Source organism: Massilia sp. 01N417, assembly GCF_056399645.1.
The window spans coordinates 81,101-100,405 of record NZ_JBFTRS010000023.1; the positions used below are offsets into that span (position 1 = coordinate 81,101).

Annotated in this window: 21 protein-coding genes and 6 tRNA genes; 24 read left to right on the top strand and 3 right to left on the bottom strand. The window is 62.1% G+C overall.

Annotated features, from left to right (window positions below):
• The first annotated feature begins 13 nt into the window (after positions 1 to 13).
• From AC1DOQ_RS21845 to AC1DOQ_RS21940, 20 genes are all read left to right on the top strand, one after another.
• Entirely contained in the window at positions 14 to 304 is a 291-nt protein-coding gene (locus tag AC1DOQ_RS21845) for a sigma-E factor negative regulatory protein (protein ID WP_477369063.1), read from the top strand.
• A 136-nt stretch (positions 305 to 440) separates the two neighbouring features.
• On the top strand, positions 441 to 1,913 hold the full coding sequence (locus AC1DOQ_RS21850; RefSeq protein WP_477369065.1) for a DegQ family serine endoprotease: 1,473 nt from the start codon (positions 441 to 443) through the stop codon (positions 1,911 to 1,913).
• 5 nt (positions 1,914 to 1,918) lie between these two features.
• Complete coding sequence (locus AC1DOQ_RS21855) at positions 1,919 to 2,191, top strand: glutaredoxin family protein (protein WP_477369067.1); 273 nt, start codon at positions 1,919 to 1,921, stop codon at positions 2,189 to 2,191.
• 210 nt (positions 2,192 to 2,401) lie between these two features.
• The gene (lepA, locus tag AC1DOQ_RS21860; RefSeq protein ID WP_477369069.1) at positions 2,402 to 4,195 is read left to right on the top strand and encodes a translation elongation factor 4; all 1,794 of its coding nucleotides are present in this window, start codon (positions 2,402 to 2,404) and stop codon (positions 4,193 to 4,195) included.
• Positions 4,196 to 4,215: 20 nt separating this feature from the next.
• Entirely contained in the window at positions 4,216 to 5,133 is a 918-nt protein-coding gene (lepB, locus tag AC1DOQ_RS21865) for a signal peptidase I (protein WP_477369071.1), read from the top strand.
• A 30-nt stretch (positions 5,134 to 5,163) separates the two neighbouring features.
• Positions 5,164 to 5,544: a DUF4845 domain-containing protein gene (locus AC1DOQ_RS21870; protein ID WP_477369072.1), complete on the top strand. Its 381-nt coding sequence runs from the start codon at positions 5,164 to 5,166 to the stop codon at positions 5,542 to 5,544.
• 76 nt (positions 5,545 to 5,620) lie between these two features.
• Positions 5,621 to 6,412 (top strand): ribonuclease III, encoded by a 792-nt coding sequence (gene rnc / locus AC1DOQ_RS21875; protein ID WP_477369074.1) that lies wholly within the window; start codon positions 5,621 to 5,623, stop codon positions 6,410 to 6,412.
• 25 nt (positions 6,413 to 6,437) lie between these two features.
• Positions 6,438 to 7,382 carry a GTPase Era gene (gene era, locus AC1DOQ_RS21880; RefSeq protein ID WP_477369076.1) on the top strand — a complete coding sequence of 315 codons (945 nt, stop codon included), beginning with the start codon at positions 6,438 to 6,440 and terminating at the stop codon, positions 7,380 to 7,382.
• 16 nt (positions 7,383 to 7,398) lie between these two features.
• The gene (gene recO, locus AC1DOQ_RS21885) at positions 7,399 to 8,292 is read left to right on the top strand and encodes a DNA repair protein RecO (RefSeq protein ID WP_477248996.1); all 894 of its coding nucleotides are present in this window, start codon (positions 7,399 to 7,401) and stop codon (positions 8,290 to 8,292) included.
• A 7-nt stretch (positions 8,293 to 8,299) separates the two neighbouring features.
• Positions 8,300 to 9,085 (top strand): pyridoxine 5'-phosphate synthase, encoded by a 786-nt coding sequence (gene pdxJ / locus AC1DOQ_RS21890; RefSeq protein WP_477369078.1) that lies wholly within the window; start codon positions 8,300 to 8,302, stop codon positions 9,083 to 9,085.
• A 13-nt stretch (positions 9,086 to 9,098) separates the two neighbouring features.
• Positions 9,099 to 9,512 carry a holo-ACP synthase gene (gene acpS / locus AC1DOQ_RS21895; RefSeq protein ID WP_477369080.1) on the top strand — a complete coding sequence of 138 codons (414 nt, stop codon included), beginning with the start codon at positions 9,099 to 9,101 and terminating at the stop codon, positions 9,510 to 9,512.
• 229 nt (positions 9,513 to 9,741) lie between these two features.
• Positions 9,742 to 11,646 carry an excinuclease ABC subunit UvrC gene (uvrC, locus tag AC1DOQ_RS21900; RefSeq protein ID WP_477369096.1) on the top strand — a complete coding sequence of 635 codons (1,905 nt, stop codon included), beginning with the start codon at positions 9,742 to 9,744 and terminating at the stop codon, positions 11,644 to 11,646.
• A 96-nt stretch (positions 11,647 to 11,742) separates the two neighbouring features.
• A complete protein-coding gene (gene pgsA / locus AC1DOQ_RS21905) occupies positions 11,743 to 12,324 on the top strand; it encodes a CDP-diacylglycerol--glycerol-3-phosphate 3-phosphatidyltransferase (RefSeq protein WP_442121550.1) in 582 nt (193 codons plus the stop codon).
• Positions 12,325 to 12,409: 85 nt separating this feature from the next.
• Positions 12,410 to 12,485 (top strand) — tRNA-Gly (locus AC1DOQ_RS21910).
• Between the two features lie 50 nt (positions 12,486 to 12,535).
• Positions 12,536 to 12,611, top strand: a tRNA-Gly gene (locus AC1DOQ_RS21915).
• A gap of 52 nt (positions 12,612 to 12,663) precedes the next feature.
• Positions 12,664 to 12,739: transfer RNA gene (locus tag AC1DOQ_RS21920), tRNA-Gly, on the top strand.
• Positions 12,740 to 12,774: 35 nt separating this feature from the next.
• Positions 12,775 to 12,850: transfer RNA gene (locus AC1DOQ_RS21925), tRNA-Gly, on the top strand.
• Positions 12,851 to 12,882: 32 nt separating this feature from the next.
• Positions 12,883 to 12,958, top strand: a tRNA-Gly gene (locus AC1DOQ_RS21930).
• Positions 12,959 to 13,033: 75 nt separating this feature from the next.
• Positions 13,034 to 13,107, top strand: a tRNA-Cys gene (locus AC1DOQ_RS21935).
• 140 nt (positions 13,108 to 13,247) lie between these two features.
• The gene (locus AC1DOQ_RS21940) at positions 13,248 to 14,348 is read left to right on the top strand and encodes a site-specific integrase (protein ID WP_477369082.1); all 1,101 of its coding nucleotides are present in this window, start codon (positions 13,248 to 13,250) and stop codon (positions 14,346 to 14,348) included.
• A gap of 192 nt (positions 14,349 to 14,540) precedes the next feature.
• Here AC1DOQ_RS21940 and AC1DOQ_RS21945 read toward each other — a convergent pair whose 3' ends face one another.
• A complete protein-coding gene (locus AC1DOQ_RS21945; RefSeq protein ID WP_477369084.1) occupies positions 14,541 to 15,173 on the bottom strand; it encodes a hypothetical protein in 633 nt (210 codons plus the stop codon).
• A gap of 365 nt (positions 15,174 to 15,538) precedes the next feature.
• Here AC1DOQ_RS21945 and AC1DOQ_RS21950 point away from each other — a divergent pair, with 365 nt between their 5' ends.
• The 3 genes from AC1DOQ_RS21950 to AC1DOQ_RS21960 are packed head-to-tail and all read left to right on the top strand — an operon-like array spanning position 15,539 to position 18,013.
• On the top strand, positions 15,539 to 16,933 hold the full coding sequence (locus AC1DOQ_RS21950) for a pilus assembly protein TadG-related protein (protein WP_477369086.1): 1,395 nt from the start codon (positions 15,539 to 15,541) through the stop codon (positions 16,931 to 16,933).
• Positions 16,930 to 17,415, top strand: a complete 486-nt coding sequence (locus tag AC1DOQ_RS21955) for a TadE family protein (RefSeq protein ID WP_477369088.1) — start codon at positions 16,930 to 16,932, stop codon at positions 17,413 to 17,415. Before AC1DOQ_RS21950 ends, AC1DOQ_RS21955 begins: the two co-directional genes overlap by 4 nt.
• A complete protein-coding gene (locus AC1DOQ_RS21960) occupies positions 17,402 to 18,013 on the top strand; it encodes a TadE/TadG family type IV pilus assembly protein (protein WP_477369090.1) in 612 nt (203 codons plus the stop codon). Before AC1DOQ_RS21955 ends, AC1DOQ_RS21960 begins: the two co-directional genes overlap by 14 nt.
• A gap of 422 nt (positions 18,014 to 18,435) precedes the next feature.
• Here the strand turns inward: AC1DOQ_RS21960 and AC1DOQ_RS21965 are convergent, their stop codons facing one another.
• Positions 18,436 to 18,897 carry a hypothetical protein gene (locus AC1DOQ_RS21965; protein WP_477369092.1) on the bottom strand — a complete coding sequence of 154 codons (462 nt, stop codon included), beginning with the start codon at positions 18,895 to 18,897 and terminating at the stop codon, positions 18,436 to 18,438.
• A 60-nt stretch (positions 18,898 to 18,957) separates the two neighbouring features.
• Between AC1DOQ_RS21965 and AC1DOQ_RS21970 the strand changes: the two genes are divergently transcribed.
• Positions 18,958 to 19,080, top strand: coding sequence for a hypothetical protein (locus tag AC1DOQ_RS21970; RefSeq protein ID WP_477369100.1), 123 nt, complete (start codon positions 18,958 to 18,960; stop codon positions 19,078 to 19,080).
• 75 nt (positions 19,081 to 19,155) lie between these two features.
• On the opposite strand, the gene AC1DOQ_RS21975 is transcribed toward AC1DOQ_RS21970, so the two are convergent.
• Positions 19,156 to 19,305, bottom strand: a 150-nt coding sequence (locus tag AC1DOQ_RS21975; RefSeq protein WP_477369098.1) for a transposase domain-containing protein, incomplete at its 5' end; no start/stop codon positions are given.

The following is a 19,305-nucleotide window of genomic DNA, read 5'->3' on the forward strand; positions in this document are numbered from 1 at the left end:
TGATGGAACCAAGATGGACACGAACAAAAAAAACCGCGAATACATCTCCGCCCTGATGGACGGCGAAACCCCGGATGCCGACCTGGAGCTGGCCATGGCCGCGCTGGGCGGGCCGGAGGGCCGGCAAGCCTGGGATACCTTCCACCGTATCGGCGACCTGCTGCGCGCCGAAGCCACGCCGGAGCTGTCGGCAGGCTTCGAGGAGAAGCTCGCCGCGCGGCTGGCGGCCGAGTCGTTGCCGGCCAGGCGCACGGCCGGCGCCGCCGAGCCCGCCGGTGGCAGCGCGGTCGCGACCCCGCGCTGAACCCGGCCGCCGGCCCGCTCTCCCGGGCCTGTTCCGGCCCGGGCGGCGCCCCGACCCATGAGCCCGTACCGTGGCGACAGCATTGGTATTTTGGCTTACCATTACATCAATTCAAGCCTGAACACCCATCCATCCCATGACAAGCAAAACTGGAAGCACGATCCTGTCGGCCCTCATGTTTGCCGGCGCGAGTCTGATGTTCTCTCCGGCCGTCCAGGCCGCCGCCGCTGCTGCTGCCGCGCCTGTGGTCACCCCTCCCGTCACCGGCCTGCCCGATTTCAGCGACCTGGTCGACAAGGTCGGCCCGGCGGTGGTCAATATCCGCACCACCGAGCGCGTGCGCCTCGGCCAGGGCGGACCGGACGAGGAGATGCAGGAATTCCTGCGCCGCTTCTTCGGCGGCCAGATTCCGCCGCGCGGACGGGGCGGGCGCAGCAGTCCGCAGCAGCCCCAGGAAGAGGAGGTGCAGCGCGGCGTCGGCTCCGGCTTCATCGTTTCCGACGACGGCTATGTGATGACGAATGCCCACGTGGTCGAGGGCGCGGACGAAGTCACGGTCACCCTGACCGACCGCCGCGAATTCAAGGCCAAGGTGCTGGGCGCCGACAAGCGCAGCGACGTCGCCCTGCTGAAGGTCGACGCGCGCAACCTGCCGTCGCTGCGGATCGGCGACTCGAACCGGATCCGCGTCGGCGAATGGGTGATCGCGATCGGCTCGCCCTTCAACCTGGAGAACACCGTCACCGCCGGCATCATCTCGGCCAAGGCCCGCGATACCGGCGAGTACCTGCCGCTGATCCAGAGCGACGTCGCCGTCAATCCCGGCAACTCGGGCGGTCCGCTGATCAATATGCGCGGCGAGGTCATCGGCATCAACTCGCAGATCGCGACGCTGTCCGGCGCCTATAACGGCATCTCCTTCGCGGTGCCGATCGACGAGGTGATGCGGGTTGCCGACCAGATCAAGAAAACCGGCAAGGTCACGCGTGGCCGCCTGGGCGTGCAGATCAGCGAGGTCACGCGCGACGTCGCCGAATCGCTGGGCCTGGGCCGCGCGCGTGGCGCCGAGGTCGCCATGGTCGAGCCGGGCGGTCCGGCCGAGAAGGGCGGCATCAAGGTCGGCGACATCATCCTGAAATTCAACGGCAAGGACATCGAGAAGAGCTCGGACCTGCCGCGCCAGGTCGGCGGCAGCGCGGTCGGCAGCCGCGCCACCGTCACCGTCTGGCGCCGCGGCAGCCAGATCGAGCTGCCGGTCACCATCGTCGAGCTGCAGGACGAGCAGGCGGCCAACGCCAAGGCCCAGCCCAAGAAGAAGGCGCCGGACCAGTCGACCAATGCGCTGGGGCTGCAGGTGTCCGACCTCAGCGCGGCCCAGAAGCGCGAGCTCAAGATCGAATTGGGGGTGCTGGTCGACTTCGCCGACGGCCGCGCCGCCAGCGCCGGCATCCAGCCGGGCGACCTGATCCTGCAGATCAATAATGCCGAGGTCAGCACCGCGGCCCAGTTCAACGGCCTGGTGGCCAAGCTGGATGCGAAGAAGCCCGTGGCCCTGCTGGTGCGGCGCGACAACGCCACCAGCTACGTCGTGATCAAGCCGCGGCAGTAGGCAACATGACGGAAACCTTCCGCTTCACCCTCTACTCGCGCAGTTACTGCCACCTGTGCGAGGACCTGCTGGACGCCCTGCGCGCCTTCATGGCGCGCGAGGGGCTGGCCTGCGGCGTGGACGTGATCGACGTCGATGCCGACCCGGCCCTGGTCGAGCGCTTCGACGAGCTGGTGCCGGTGCTGTTCGGCGACGATCCCGCCGGCCCCGAGATCTGCCATTACTTTCTCGACGAAGCCGCCCTGCGGCGCCACCTGGGGCTGGTGCAAGCCGCCTGACGCCCCCATATGCGGCGGCGTCGCCCTGGACATGGCAGTCATCCCCCCAGAAACCGGGCTTTCTGACCTGAAATCCGGTAAAATGCACGGCTTGGATTCTCCGCTTGATGAAAGCGCTCGCCCGGGGACGGCAAAGAAACCCCGACGAAGCGCTTTTTTCGTATTGCCGCGCACGATTGCGTGCCGCTCTTTTTGGTCTTGAGTTTGTTAATGAAAAACATACGTAACTTTTCCATCATCGCCCACATCGATCACGGCAAATCGACGCTGGCGGACCGCATCATCCAGCTGTGCGGCGGCCTGTCGGAACGTGAGATGGACGCGCAGGTTCTCGACTCGATGGACCTGGAGCGCGAGCGCGGCATCACCATCAAGGCCCAGACCGCGGCGCTGCAGTACAAGGCGCGCGACGGCCAGACCTATAACCTGAACCTGATCGACACCCCGGGCCACGTCGACTTCTCGTATGAAGTCTCGCGCTCGCTGTCCGCCTGCGAAGGCGCGCTGCTGGTGGTCGACGCTTCGCAGGGCGTGGAAGCCCAGACCGTGGCCAACTGCTATACCGCGCTCGACCTGGGCGTGGAAGTCGTGCCGATCCTGAACAAGATCGACCTGCCGCACGCCGATCCGGACAATGCCAAGAAGGAAATCGAGGACGTGATCGGCATCGACGCGTCCGACGCCACCACCTGCTCGGCCAAGACCGGCCTGGGCGTGGAAGACGTGCTGGAAACCCTGATTGCGAAAGTGCCGCCGCCGGAAGGCGATCCGGATGCGCCGCTGCAGGCCCTGATCGTCGACTCCTGGTACGACCCGTACGTCGGCGTCGTGATGCTGGTGCGGGTGGTCAACGGCACCCTGCGTCCGAAGGAAAAGATCCTGCTGATGGCGACCGAATCGGTGAACCTGGTCGAGAACATCGGCGTGTTCACGCCGCGCTCGGTCTCGCTGCCGGAACTGTCGGCCGGCCAGGTGGGCTTCATCATCGCCGGCATCAAGGAACTGACCGCCGCCAAGGTGGGCGACACCGTGACGCACGCCGCCAAGCCGGCCCCGGCGCCGCTGCCGGGCTTCAAGGAAGTCCAGCCGCAGGTGTTCGCCGGCCTGTTCCCGGTCGAAGCCAACCAGTACGACGCGCTGCGCGACTCGCTGGAAAAGCTGAAGCTGAACGACGCCGCCCTGATGTACGAACCGGAAGTGTCGCAGGCGCTGGGCTTCGGCTTCCGCTGCGGCTTCCTGGGCCTGCTGCACATGGAAATCGTGCAGGAGCGCCTGGAGCGCGAATTCGACATGGACCTGATCACGACGGCGCCGACCGTGGTCTACGAGGTCGAGATGCGCGACGGTTCGGTGATCCGCGTCGACAACCCGTCGAAGATGCCGGAGCCGTCGAAGATCAACGAAGTGCGCGAGCCGATCGTCGACGTCAACCTCTACATGCCGCAGGAATACGTCGGTTCGGTGATGACCCTGTGTAACGGCAAGCGCGGCGTCCAGATGGACATGGCCTACCACGGCCGCCAGGTCAAGCTGCACTATGAAATCCCCATGGCCGAGATCGTGCTGGACTTCTTCGACCGCCTGAAGTCGACCTCGCGCGGCTACGCCTCGATGGACTACGAGTTCAAGGAATACCGCGCCGCCGACGTGGTCAAGGTCGACATGCTGATCAACAGCGAAAAGGTCGACGCGCTGGCCATCATCGTGCACCGTGCCAACGCGCCTTACCGCGGCCGCCAGGTGGCTGCCAAGATGCGCGAACTGATCCCGCGCCAGATGTTCGACGTCGCGATCCAGGCCGCGATCGGCGCGACCATCATCTCGCGCGAGAACGTCAAGGCGCTGCGCAAGAACGTGCTGGCCAAGTGCTACGGCGGCGACATCAGCCGCAAGAAGAAGCTGCTCGAGAAGCAGAAGGCCGGCAAGAAGCGCATGAAGCAGGTCGGCTCGGTGGAGATCCCGCAGGAAGCCTTCCTGGCCATCCTCCAGGTCGAAGACAAATAAGCACGAAAGAATAACAAACGATGAATCTGCAACCGATCCTCGGAAATTTTGCACTGATCCTGTTCGTGGCCATGGTGGTCACGGGCGTCATCTGGTTCCTCGACATCTTCGTGCTGTCCAAGCAGCGCCGGGCGAAAGCCGACGCCGCCCTGGCCGAGTACGACGCCCACCGCGCCAAGCTGACTGCCGACGGCATCAAGGTCGACAGCGGCAACCGCGCGGCGCTGGAAGCGTCCATCCTGCGCCAGCCGACCTGGGTCGAGTACTCGGGCAGTTTCTTCCCAGTCATCGCCCTGGTCTTCTTCCTGCGCTCCTTCCTGTTCGAGCCCTTCAAGATCCCGTCCTCGTCGATGGTGCCGACCCTGCTGGTGGGCGACCTGATTCTGGTGAACAAGTTCGACTACGGCATCCGTCTGCCGGTGGTCAACAAGAAGATCATCGACGTCGGCAACCCGCAGCGCGGCGACGTCATGGTCTTCAAATACCCGAAAGACATGAGCCAGGACTACATCAAGCGCGTCATCGGCGTGCCGGGTGATAAAATCACCTACGAGAACAAGCGCCTGACCGTGAACGGTGTTCCCGTCCAGTACGAACCCATGGATGACTACCTGGACGACGAGCGCCCCGTGTACCACAAGCAGTTCCTGGAAAAGCTGTCGAACGCGCCGCACCGCATCCTGAACATGGAAGGGCAGCGCACGATCAACCTGGCTGCGGTCGATCCGGACTTCCCGCATCACGAAAATTGCACCTATTCCTACGATAAATTTACGTGTATCGTGCCAGAGGGCAATTATTTCATGATGGGCGATAACCGCGACAACAGCGCAGACAGCCGCTACTGGGGCTTCGTGCCGGACAAGAACATCGTCGGCAAGGCTGTGTTTGTTTGGATGAACTTCAGTAACCCGAAGCGCATCGGCGGTATCCACTGACAAGCGGGAGCGCAGATGCGACAAGCGGGAATGGGTAGGGAGGCCGGCGTATCGCTGTCCGGCCTGATCGTGGTCTTGGTGGTGCTGGGCGCCGTGGCGCTGGTGGCGATGAAGGTATTTCCGGCCTGGGCCGAGTACCGTTCGATCAAGAACGCCATCGTGCAGGCCAAGGCCGCCGGCAACGGCAACCGCGAAATGCAGCAGGCATTCGAACGGAATGCGGAAATCAACAACATCACGGCGATCTCCAGCCGTGACCTGGTGATCACCCGCGACAACGGCCAGGCTGAAGTCAGCTTCGCCTACGAGAAACGGATTCCTCTGGCCGGCAACGTCAGTCTGCTGATCGACTTTGCCGGCACCACCGATCCGAGCGGACAGGTGGCAGCCAAGGCGGAAGCCGCCAAGTAACAAGCCGGGCAGGGCGCGGGCATCGGTCCGGTCCGCCACCGGATGGATTGCCCGGACCTAGCACAATGAAACGACAATGAATCTTCAGTTATTGCAAACTCGCCTCGGTTACAGCTTCCGGGACCCCAGCCTGCTCCAGCAGGCGCTGACCCACCGTAGCCACAGCAGCCTGCATAACGAACGCCTCGAGTTTCTCGGAGATTCCATCCTCAACTGCGTGGTCGCCTCGGTCCTGTACGAACGTTTCAAGGACCTGCCCGAAGGCGACTTGTCGCGCCTGCGCGCCAACCTGGTCAAGCAGCAATCGCTGTACGAGATCGCCCAGAAGATCGAACTGTCGCAATTCCTGCGCCTGGGCGAGGGCGAACTGAAGTCCGGCGGTTTCCGCCGCCCCTCGATCCTGGCCGACACCCTGGAAGCCCTGCTGGGCGCGATCTTCCTGGACAGCGGCTTCGACAGCGCGCGCGACGTGATCCGCGCCTTCTACATCCCGCTGCTGGACTCGGTCGACCCGCGTACCCTCGGCAAGGATGCCAAGACCCTGCTGCAGGAATTCCTGCAGAGCAAAAAAATTTCGCTGCCGACTTATAACGTGGTGGCGACCCATGGCGCCGCCCACAGCCAGGAATTCGAGATCGAATGCCTGGTCCCCAAGCTCGGCATCCAGGTGTTCGGCCGCGGCGGCAGCCGCCGTGCCGGCGAGCAGGCGGCGGCCCGCCTGGCGCTCGAGGTCGCCGAACAGGCGCTACAGAAGAACCCCGGCGGCGCCCGCAAGAGCCGCCCGCGTTCGGCCCAACTGAAGCTGGCCGGCATCGCCACGGACCAGAGCGCCGAGCAGGCAGCCGCCCAGGACCAGCCCCGGCATTGAACGCATCAACCAGGAAAACAGCAGCATGAACATCGAGACCACCCCAGGCGACAACAATCCGGACGACCGCGCGCACGCAGAGATTCCAGCGGACTTCCGTTGCGGCTACATCGCCATCGTCGGCCGCCCCAACGTGGGCAAGTCGACCCTGATGAACGTGCTGATCGGCGCGAAAGTCTCGATCACCTCGCGCAAGGCCCAGACCACGCGCCACCGCATCACCGGCGTGCAGACCCGCGACGATGCCCAGTTCATCTACGTCGACACCCCGGGCTTCCAGACCCGCCACGCGAACGCGCTGAACAAGACCCTCAACAAGACGGTCTCGAACACGCTTACCGCCTCCGACGTGATCCTGTTCCTGGTCGAAGCCGGCACCTTCGGTCCGGCCGACCAGCAGGTGGTCGACCTGCTGCCGAAGAACGTCCCGGTGATCCTGGTGATCAACAAGTCCGACCGCATGAAGGACAAGGCCGAGCTGATGCCCTTTGCGGCAAAGGTGGCCGGCCTGCGCGACTTCACGGCCGTGGTGCCGGTGTCGGCCAAGCAGCGCTTCCAGGTCGATGCGCTGGAAAACGAGATCAAGCGCCACCTGCCGGAAAATCCGCCGGTGTTCGGCCCGGACGACATCACCGACCGCAGCGAGAAATTCCTGGCCGCCGAGATCGTCCGCGAAAAAGTGTTCCGCCTGCTGGGCGACGAGCTGCCTTACACCAGCACCGTGCTGATCGAACAATTCGAGCAGGAAGGCAATCTGCGCCGTATCTTCGCCGCCATCCTGGTCGAGCGCGACACCCATAAAGCCATGATCATCGGCAACAAGGGAGCGCGCCTGAAAGAGATTTCGACCCAGTCGCGCCTGGACATGGAAAAACTGTTCGGCGGCCCCGTCTATCTGGAAATCTGGGTCAAGGTGAAATCCGGCTGGGCCGACAACGAAGCCGGCCTGCGCGCCTACGGCTACGAGTAAAGCGTCCTCCCACCGCATGGCCGGCCAGGACGACCCGAGCAAGGACAGCCCCGAGCAGGCGCAGGAAGCTGCGGCGCCCTACGCCGTGACGCCCGTCGCGCCCTTGCCGAATCCCGTGCCGGCGCCCGCACCTGCGCCCGTATCTGCGCCCGCGCCGGTCCCGGCGCCGAAGCCCGAGCGCCGCCGCGCCCCGGCCCGCGATACCCGCGTGCTGGGCCAGCCCGGCTTCGTGCTGCACAGCTATCCCTACAAGGAAACCAGCCTCATCGTCGACATGTTCACGCGCGACCATGGGCGCATCGGCGTGGTCGCGAAGGGCGCCAAGCGGCCGCTGTCCAAGCTGCGCGGCGTGCTGCAGACCTTCCAGCCGCTGTCGATCTCCTTTTCCGGCAAGTCCGAGCTGCGCACCCTGATCGACGCCGACTGGGTCGGCGGCATGCTGCCGATCGAAAAGACCGCGCTGCTGTGCGGCTTCTACCTGAACGAGCTGCTGGTAAAACTGCTGGCGCGCGACGACCCGCATCCGAAGCTGTTCGACCATTACGTGGCGACGCTCAACGAATTGGCGCACAATGAACCTGCGCAAATCGTCTTGCGAAAGTTCGAAAGGGCCTTACTTAAGGAGACCGGGGTCGCCGCCGACCTGACCCGCGACACCGGCACCCGCGCACGGGTCGAAGCGGGGGAGCTCTATGTGGTCGATCCCGAGCGCGGCCCGCGGGTGGCGCGGATGGGGGATACCTGGCCCGTCGTGACCGGCAAGACCCTGATCGACATGGAAAACGAACACTACGGCGATCCGCAGACGCAGGCGCAAAGCAAGCAGCTGATGCGCTTCCTGCTGGCCTACCACCTGGGTGGCGCACCTCTCAACACGCGCCAGATATTAATCGACTTGATGCAGCTTTAAGAAAAACATGAGCTTCCTGCAACCGAAAGGCCAGGTCATCGACCTGGGCGTGAACATCGACCACGTCGCCACCGTCCGCAACGCGCGTGGCACCGTCTATCCGGATCCGCTGCGCGCGGCCCTGCTGGCCGAACAGGCCGGCGCCGACCTGATCACGCTGCACCTGCGCGAGGACCGCCGCCACATCAAGGATGCCGACGTGCTGGCGATCCGCCCGCAGCTGCTGACCCGCATGAACCTCGAGGCGGCCGTCACCCAGGAGATGATCGACTTCGCCTGCCAGGTGCGTCCCCAGGACGTCTGCCTGGTGCCGGAGCGGCGCGAGGAAGTCACCACCGAGGGCGGCCTGGATGTGATCCGCTACTACAAGGAAGTGGAAAGCGCCGTGAAGCAGCTGGCCGGCGAGGGCATCCGCGTCTCGCTGTTCATCGACGCCGACGAACAGCAGATCGCCGCCGCGGCGGCGGTCGGCGCGCCGGTGATCGAGCTGCACACCGGCCGCTATGCCGAAGCCGAGGACGAGGAAGAAGTGGCGCGCGAACTGGCCCGCATTAAGCTGGGCGTGCGCGCCGGCGTGATCCACGGCCTGCGCGTGAACGCCGGCCACGGCCTGCACTACACGAACGTGCAGCCGATCGCCGCCATCCCCGAAATCCACGAGCTGAACATCGGCCACGCGATCGTCGCCCACGCCGTCTTCGTCGGCTGGGAGCACGCGGTGCGCGAGATGAAGGCGATCATGGTCGATGCACGGCTTGGCGTCGCCCTCGGCAATCCGTCGACGGAGACTTGAGGGAGGCGCGCCCATGATCTACGGGATCGGTACCGACATCGTCCAGATCTCGCGCATCGAGGCGGCCCTCGCGCGCAACGGCGACCGCTTCGCCGCGAAGATCCTCGGACCGCAGGAAATGCTGAAATACCAGGCCCGCCGCGCGAAGAACGAGGTGCGCGGGCTGCGCTTCCTGGCCACGCGCTTTTCGGCCAAGGAAGCGTTCTCGAAGGCGATCGGGCTGGGCATGCGCATGCCCATGACCTGGCGCTCGGCCCAGATGCTGAATGCGCCCAGCGGCAAGCCGGTGATCGTCTGCAGCGGGGCGCTCGAGGAATTCATGCGGGAACACCGCCTCACGGCGCAGGTGACGATCAGCGACGAAGCCGACTACGGCGTCGCCTTCGTGATCGTGACCCAGGCGCCGGAGCCAGACTCAAACAAGTAGGACTCAAGTGACCAAGGAAGTTCGCTCAAACGAGCAGCCGGATCTGCCGGCCGCTCCTGAAGTTCATGAATCTCCGGCCGCTTACGTGGCCGCCGGCGGCGCTGCCATGCCGGTCCTGCCGGCCGAACCCCGGGAGCCGAGCAAGCGTGCCCGCGCCGCGAAGAACCGCGCCAGGGCCGAAGGCCAGCCGGAAGGATCGCCGCGCGCCCGTCCGGACGCCTGGCAGGCGATGAAGGAAGAACTCAACGCCACCATCAGCAAGGATGCGCAGGGCGGCGCCCGCCCCACGGCCGAGACCCGCGAGCAGGTGCTGGCGACGGTCGCCAAGCTGCCGGGCCTGCCGGGCGTGTACCGCTACTTCGACGCCGAGGACAAGGTCCTCTACGTCGGCAAGGCGCGCAACCTGAAGAACCGCGTCTCGAGCTACTTCCAGAAGAACCTGTCGAGCCCGCGCATCGCGATGATGGTCTCGCAGATCGCGCGCCTGGAGACCACCGTCACGCACAGCGAGGCCGAGGCCCTGATCCTGGAAAACAACCTGATCAAGACCCTCAAGCCGCGCTACAACATCCTGTTCAGGGACGACAAGTCCTATCCCTACCTGAAGATCAGCGGCGGCGACGCCCCGCGCATGGCCTATTACCGCGGCGCGCTGGACAAGAAGAACCAGTACTTCGGCCCCTTCCCGAGCGCCTGGGCGGTCAAGGAATCGATGCAGCTGCTGCAGAAGGTGTTCAAGCTGCGCACCTGCGAGGACAGCGTCTTCCACAACCGCACGCGGCCCTGCCTGCTGCACCAGATCGGCCGCTGCAGCGGTCCCTGCGTCGATCTGATCTCGCCCGAGGACTACCGCCGCGACGTCGACAACGCCGCGAAATTCCTGCGCGGACGCCAGACCGAGGTGCTGGAAGACCTGAACGCGAAGATGCTGGCCTTTGCCGAGGACCTGAAATTCGAGCAGGCGGCATCGGTGCGCAACCAGATCCAGGCGCTGTCGAAGGTGCTGCATGCCCAGAGCATGGAAACCACCGGCGATGCCGACGTCGACATCATCGCGGTGGTGATGCAGGGCGGCCGCGCCTGCGTCAACCTGGCGATGGTGCGCGGCGGCCGCCACCTGGGCGATCGCGCCTACTTCCCGACCCAGGTCGGCGACGCATTGGGTAACCCGGTGGAAGAGAGCCCAATCGAGGTCGAGGTGCTGGCCGCCTTCCTGGCCCAGCACTACGGCGACAAGTACATTCCCGGCACCTTCATCCTCAACACCTTCTTCGACATGCCGGAGCTGATGAATGCGCTGACCGAGCAGTGCGGCCACCGCATCAACCTGGTATTCCAGCCGCAGGGCCAGCGCCGCCAGTGGCTGGAACTCGCGCAGAAGAACGCCGAGATCTCGCTGGCGCGCCTGCTGTCCGAACAAGGCTCGCAGCAGGCCCGCACGCGCGCGCTGGCCGAGGTGCTGGGACTCGACGCCGAGGAGCTGGATACCCTGCGCATCGAGTGCTTCGACATCAGCCACACGGCCGGCGAGGCGACCCAGGCATCCTGCGTGGTCTTCCACCATCACCAGATGCAGAACGGCGAATACCGGCGCTACAACATCAACGACATCACGCCCGGCGACGATTACGCCGCCATGCGCCAGGTGCTGATGCGGCGCTACGAGAAGGTCGCGGGCGGCGACGGCGTGATGCCGGACATCGCCCTGATCGACGGCGGCAAGGGCCAGGTCGAGATGGCGCGCCAGGTGTTCTCCGAGCTGGGCCTGGACGTCGGCAGCATCGTCGGCGTGGCGAAAGGGGAGGGCCGCCGGGTCGGCCTCGAGACCCTGATCTTCGCCGACGGCCGCGACCCCCAGGAGCTGGGCAAGGAATCGGCGGCGCTGATGCTGGTCGCGATGATCCGCGACGAAGCCCACCGCTTTGCCATCACCGGCATGCGCGCCAAGCGCGCCAAGGCCCGTCAGGCGTCGCGCCTGGAGGAAATTGAAGGCATCGGCGCCAAGCGCCGCCAGAAGCTGCTGGCCCGCTTCGGCGGCCTGCGCGGCGTGATCGACGCCAGCGTCGAGGATCTGATGTCGGTAGAGGGGATCTCGAGTACTTTGGCGGAAGAGATTTACAGGCAGTTGCACTGATCGGGGAGGACGCCGCCCGTCCATACGGACGAGTTGAACTGGTTCAAAAGGCAAGAGCCATGTAGACTAGCGGCGCCATCCCACAGAATGCGTTTTATGCCTTTCAACATCCCGATTCTCCTGACCTGGTTACGCGTCGCACTCATCCCGCTGGTCGTCGGCGTCTACTTCCTGCCCACGCACTGGCTGCCCGTCGCCGAGCGCAACCTGGCCGCCACCCTCGTCTTCATCGTCGCCGCCATCACCGACTGGTTCGACGGCTACCTGGCCCGGCGCTGGAACCAGACCTCGGCCTTCGGCGCCTTCCTCGACCCGGTCGCGGACAAGCTGATGGTGGCCGGCGCGCTGCTGGTGCTGGTGGAGCTGGGCCGGGTCAACGCCATCATCGCCTTCATCATCATCGGCCGCGAGATCACCATTTCGGCGCTGCGCGAATGGATGGCCGAGATCGGGGCCCGCAAGTCGGTAGCCGTCAGCTCGCTCGGCAAGATCAAGACCGCAGCCCAGATGGTCGCGATCCCGCTGCTGCTGTTCCACGATCCGCTGTTCGTCAGCTACGACACCCACCTGGCCGGCGAGATCCTGCTGTGGATCGCGGGCGTACTGACGGTCTGGTCGATGTTCTACTATCTGCGCCGCGCCTGGCCGCTGATCAAGGAAAAATCGGGCGCCGCATAAGATTTCTACTGAGCCATCCTTGACACATAGCTCAGCATCTCTATAATGCCTGCCTGTTGCGAGACATTGCAGCAAACGAAACGAAGCGGGAGTAGCTCAGTTGGTAGAGCGCAACCTTGCCAAGGTTGAGGTCGAGAGTTCGAGACTCTTCTCCCGCTCCAAAGTTTGCTAGCGTAGAATGCAATAAGTTATAATCGCAGTTTCCAGCGACGCGGGAGTAGCTCAGTTGGTAGAGCGCAACCTTGCCAAGGTTGAGGTCGAGAGTTCGAGACTCTTCTCCCGCTCCAGTTCATGCTGGGGCAGCAAAAAGCAGTACCAGGCAGTAAGTAAGACTCCAATGCGGGAGTAGCTCAGTTGGTAGAGCGCAACCTTGCCAAGGTTGAGGTCGAGAGTTCGAGACTCTTCTCCCGCTCCAAAAGGCTTACCGTAGTAATCGCGATGAACTCCTAAGCGGGAGTAGCTCAGTTGGTAGAGCGCAACCTTGCCAAGGTTGAGGTCGAGAGTTCGAGACTCTTCTCCCGCTCCAGTGATGTCGTCCGGTGCAGTAAAAACTCCTAAGCGGGAGTAGCTCAGTTGGTAGAGCGCAACCTTGCCAAGGTTGAGGTCGAGAGTTCGAGACTCTTCTCCCGCTCCAGAATTCAGGGAAGTCCTGCTTCCCGTGCTGATGTGGTTCGATAACCCGCCATGCCAGCATCGTCAAGTCTCCTCGGGCGAGGTAGCAAAGCGGTTATGCAGCGGCCTGCAAAGCCGTCTAGACGGGTTCGACTCCCGTCCTCGCCTCCAATCTTCCCTCTACAGCACCTGTTGAGCTCGCTTTTAGAGTGGGTTTATGACCTACCTCATTGGGAGGTGCACCTACCGGTGAAACGGCCTAATTGCCGTTACAGATCAGCCGTTATTCGGGAATCACACTGAGGGTTCCCATGGCATCGATCAAACAAACCCGTTCTGGCAGCTTCCAGCTCTGCGTCAAGAACAAGCTGCTGCCAAAGACCCTTTGGGCCACATTCGACACCTACGAACAGGCCGAGCAGTATGGCGCTCAACTTGAACGCTTACTGGCTCAAGGTATCGTTCCGGCCTCGTTGCTCGTGCAGGAGCCGCCAAAGCGTGCCGCCTGGACCATCGCACGCTGCATCACCGAGTACATCCGGAACAACGCTGTTCCTTTGTCCGACGTAAAGCTACTGGATACCGTAACGCCAGAACTTGGGATGATCAGTACCAGCAACCTGAACTACGACTGGGCCGATTCCTGGGTCACATCGATGAAGCGGGAAGCCAACCTGGCGCCGTCGACTATCCGGCATCGCCACGGCGCACTGGCGCGTTGCTTCGACTGGATGACCCGTAAGCACCCTGACGTAATGGTGCAGAACCCGCTAAGGCTGCTCAAACGAGGCTTCGCAACATACACGGACCATGACGCGGCAATCCTTGCCAAGGAGGGGAGGCATGCACGAGAAGACGTGGAACGGGACCGACGGCTGTTGCCCGAAGAAGAGAAGCTACTCGTCGCGGCCTTGAAGGGTGATGACCGAGTCTTCTTTATCCTGGTGCTTGAAACCGCCATGCGAATGCGCGAGTGCTACACGCTCGATCTAACCCAGGCCAATTTAGTCGCGCGGACTATCTATCTCGATCGTTCCAAAAATGGGGACAACCGACAGGTTCCGTTATCCAGTGTTGCCTGTACGCTTCTCGCTGAGCACATCGCAACGTGCCAAGCAGCGATCGGGGCGCGTGGAGGCAGGCTGTTCCCGTACTGGAACGGCGATACTTCAGTTCGCGAGCTCGACCGTACCACGGCCGAGGTGTCTCGGGTGTTCAGAAATGCCTTCGACAGTATTGGCGCGACAGACCTGCATTTCCACGATCTGCGTCACGAGGCAACCTGTCGCTTGTACGAGCGGACCACCCTGTCAGACGTTTTGATCGGGAAGATCACTGGGCATCGCGACATCAGAATGTTGCGGCGTTATGCCGGCCTACGTGGTAGCGACCTGGCAGTGCACCTGTGGTGAGACGGGAAGGGTCTGAGGATAGAAGCAAGCTGGCTCAGGGCTGTTCTTGCGTGTAGGGGGCAGGTCTGCGCCGGCGGTTGCTTGTGCCCAGCAGTTCGGGTATCGAACCATCGGCAGGCCAATGAGAGACGAGGACTGGTACGGAGCTTGGCGCAAAATGCGAGACCTCGTTGGTTATCGCAGCCAAGCTATTTAGCTGTGCGTTACGCTATCAGGAGTTTCGGCGGTTTTATGTGGGGCTGAGCCTAGCAAGTCGTGTTTTTCGGTCCTGAGGACGAGAAGATGAACCCAGGCCAAAATCGATGTTAACCAGAGCACCCATACCCCGGGAAGCAGCATTATCGGATGCGGTAACTGTGCCGTTGCAAACATAGGGACAGCTGCCCCAAGCCCGATCACGACAGTAGGCAGAAGCATGCCATGGTAGAAGAGGGAAACCCGCGACCATGGGAAAAAAAACAAACAGACCGCAAAGGCCGAGACCGGTGTAAACCAGCCGCTTAAAGCAAGACTGGCGCCGAGGTATCCTAAGCCGGCCAGCACGAGTCCAGAAACAAAGTCTGTAGCGTAAAGCGATTTGCTGTCTTTCTGGATCCGGGCTCCTCGTGCATGTTCTGCAAACACAATCCAGTAGGGAGCAGCCCGGCGCCACGTGGTGGCGGAAAGTACCAAGCCGATGACTATGCTCGTTACATATGCGGGTGGCTTGCCATGTAACTGAAAAATGCATAACTCCAGCAGCAAGGATCCTAGAACCGCGCACAAAAATGCGGTGTATGCAGAGTTTCGAGCCGATGCTTCCCGCTTAGCGTTTCGGTTTTTCATCTTGCCTCGATATGGTCGGTGTCACAAAGTGATGTAGTGAGCCTAAATCGGCGATCTTTTCTCTCCACTCTGTGTCAATGTTTTCGCCGTGGCAATCACTGAGTTCGAGAAGACTGCTTTGCATCAACCTCAAACGTCTTTCTGCTAAGTAATGCGCCGCCGATGTGGCAGGAGAAGATCCACAAGAAGTCAATTGCGTAGCATCAATTTCCTTAACTCAATGAGCTCGTAGACTCCAACCATGCGATTGGAAAATGGAGATCAACTGGTTCTAGGGAGAGGGGATGAGAGCGAGAAAGTGCGTGTCACGCGAACACTCGGCCAGTCGACAGCTCATGGGACGCCCGCTTGGCGAAAGTGGTGCCGTGGTCATCATGTTTCTTTTTACGTTGCCCGTTATCATTGGCCTTTGCGCGCTTGCACTTGAGCTCTCCCAAGTCTATAACCGCAAGATGGAAATGCAGAATGTGGCAGACACGGCTGCCCTCGCTGCAGCGTATGAGCTTGATGGAACTTCTACGGGGATTAGCAATGCACATCAAAAGGTTGTTGCAAGGTTTACCGCCACGCCGCCCAGCGCACTTAGCTATCAATACAGCAACAAGACGATGGCTTGGTCGGATAGTGCAATCCAGTTCAGCACGTCTCCACGCGGTCCCTGGATTTCTTATGCGAGCGCGGCCGCGAAAGCTGCTCCAAATGGTCTCCTGTATGTAAAAGTTGCGACCAGCGACCTCGACGCGTCATATGGCGAAGTGCAGACCGTTTTCATGCAGTTCTTTTCAAAGGACTTGGCGACGTTGTCGGTCGGCGCCACTGCTGTCGCCGGACGCGCCGGCATTGCGGTAACGCCGCTGGGAATCTGCGCCATGCGCACGGAAGCGGCACGGAATCGTAATGGCGAACTGGAGGAGTACGGTTTCCGTCGTGGCGTCAGCTATGACCTCATGCAACTCAATCCGGATGCGACGGATACCGGTAAAACATTCCTGATCGACCCTTTCATCGCACCGGGGACCACAGGCGTCCAGGCGACCGCTACGGCGACTATCGCGCCGTTTGTGTGTACAGGAACAATGGCTGTCGCGCGTGTTAAGGGGGCCTCGGTCAAAGTTACTTCGCCGTTTCCCCTTGGCAACGTAGCCGCGCACCTCAACTCGCGCTTCGATACCTATAATGCCGCAGTCGCCCCCTGTAGCCCGGATTCGGCACCGCCCGATACGAACGTCAAGGCATATGCGTACAACATCGCCGGCGGCGTCACCTGGATGAGCACAGCGCTGACCAGACAAGAGGCTGCACCTTCCACAGCGGACGGCAAGCTCTGGACAGTGGCCGGTCCAGACCCGACGCCAGGCGGTACCACGGCAGGGCAATACGGTGTGCTCTGGTCATACGCCAAAGCCGTGAACTATGCGGCCTCGGAACCAGCAGGCGGCTACGTACCCTACGCCCCGACGAGCTGGAACACGCTATACAACCCCGGCCAGCCGAAAGCCATTACCGGTTATCCGTCCGTCCCCCCGTATTTCAAGGCGGGATACACGAGACCTCCTCCGACCCATCCTCCTGGCCAGCTCAACCGGCGTGTACTGAATGTGGCTCTGCTTTCGTGCCCCGTTGCAGGCAATTCCRCCACGGTATCCGGTATCGGAAGGTTCTTCATGACCGTACCGTCGGACGGCACACACCTCTACGCCGAATTCGCGGGCCTCGCCCCAGAACAAAGCTTACGCGCTCAAGTGAAACTGTACCCATGAGAACTTTATCGGTTGGCTTACGCAGGCGGTCGGAGCAGGGTAGCGTCGCAGTAGAGGCGGCGCTTGTCATTCCGATCCTCGTGCTTTTCCTGGCAGTGCCCCTGTTTTACGCGCGGGTATTCTGGACTTATAGCGTCGCACAAAAAGCAGCGCATGACGCCACGCGTTTTCTTGCGACCGCAACGAATGTCGAAATGACGACCCTAGGCGCAGGTGATTCCGATGCGCCTGTTGCAGCGCTCGCGAAGGCGATCGTCTTGGCCGAGACGGACGAAATCAGGCCCGCCCTCGATGCGCGGACCATCGTTGTGCAATGCGACCTGAGCCAATGCGGATGGTCCGTTCCGCAGACGGTGCGTGTCCAGGTTCGGATGAGGGTGAGCGACAGTATTTTGGGGGCCATCACCGGAGACTTCTACACGGTGAGCGGGCAGGGCGTTAACCTTACAGCGGACGATACGATGGGCTATGCGGGCAGATAGACAATCTTTGCGGCTAAGGACGGCGCTTGGGAAGGAGCAGGGCGTCGCAGCAGTCGAGTTCGGGCTCGTCGCGCCGATCTTTTTATTATTGGTTTTCGGTGTCATCGAGGTGGCGCGGGCGATGTACATCTGCAATACCTTGCAGGAGGTTACCCGCCGGGGTGCTGCACTCGCAGCCAATACAGATTTCAGCGACGCCACGGCGATGCAACATGTTCGCGAACGGGCTGTGTTACGGGATTCCCCTGGATTGCTGGCCTTTGCCGATCCGGTGAGTGACCAGCATATCAAGATCGACTATATGTCTATTCAGAAAAGTGGATCGAACTTGACAATGGAGCCCATTCCGGCCGGCTCACTGCCGGCCAGTCCGGCTGTCAATTACGCAAACTGCCTAAGAAATCCATATGGCAGCGATTGCATCCGGTTTGTCCGCGTGCGCGTCTGCGAGCAGGACGACACCTCGTCTTGCACGCAAGTGCCATACAGATCGCTGGTTCCGCTGGTCCCGCTTCCTTTTAACCTGCCGGCATCGACGACGGTCGTAAATGCGGAGACATTGGGGATGCCTGAGGGCACGCCGCCGTGTGGGTGCTGATCGTTAATCAACCTGCCTCTCTTGGTTAATCGCAGCGATTATTCGTTGTAGGAAGTGGATCGTTACACTTTGACAATGCAGCAATTCTGTAAGGCTGATCAATAGCTCGTCGTTCCCGCCCCCACAATTGGCGTGTAATTCGCAACTAACCAACGTGATAATGTGCGTCGCACTTTTTTAGCTTGCAGCGCCGGATGGTGCATATGGCGGCCGAGCAGATCTCACCGGGGTGAAGTGGTCGTCGAAGCCCTCACGCCCGAATGCACGGACGGCTACTAGGGCAACCTGCTGGCCACCAGCTTCAAGACCTTTGCTCGATAGCGGGAAGGGCGCTACCGAAACCGCCGATACGAGCACGGCCGGCATCGGCACAAAACGTTGACGGAAGAGCTGCAGACTGCGGCCGACGCCGTATAGGGCAATCATTCCGATTCCAGACCCAGCATGGAGCGTAGCTTCTTGAACCGCTCCTCCGCCAGGACGTTGATCTCGCCGGCGGTCCCGAGCTCAAAGATATCGTTTGCACGCTTCAGGCGTTGGAGCAGGGGGCATACGATTCCGTCGACCAGTTCGGCAAATCCGAGGACATCGACGTAGGAGGTCGGGATCTTGTAGCCGCGCGAGGAACTGGCGATAACTACGCCGCGGTCCCGAAGCTTCGACACGATGTTCGAGCGTACAAACTGTCTGGTCACCTCGACGAACCCGTGAGCATGCAGGTGGTCCAGTATCTCTTGGGTTGGCACATACTCACCATCGGCATAGAACTGCGCGTTGAACAATAAATAGCTGAGAAACGCTTGCTGAATCTGGGCTTCGCTATCGAAGTCGCCGAAATGATCGGCAAGAAAACGTGCTGCGACGCGTAGCGAAATGGCCCGCACTTGGGCGTCCTGAATCGCCCCGGGTTTTGTAGAGGCTCCAATGTTTGAGAGAATGGAGCCATGAAGAAGCAACCGAAGTATTCCCCCGAAGTCATCGAGCGCGCCGTGCGCATGGTCAGCGAAGCTGGCAGCGAGTATCCGTCGCAGTGGGCAGCAATCACATCCATCGCGGCCAAGATGTAAGCGTCGTCCCAGCACCGTGTTGAGTTACCGAAGCTGATACGAGATGATGCTTGTCACACCGCTGGGAAGCGGAGTTCAGCCGGGCAGTTTGGCGGCACAGTTCCAGGGCAGGAAGTCGTCGACACGGTTCACAGGGTAGTCGGCGATGTGCGTCAGCACGTGGCGCAACCAGGCTTCGGGGTCGATGCCGTTCAGCCTGGCCGTTCCGATGAGCCCGTACATGGC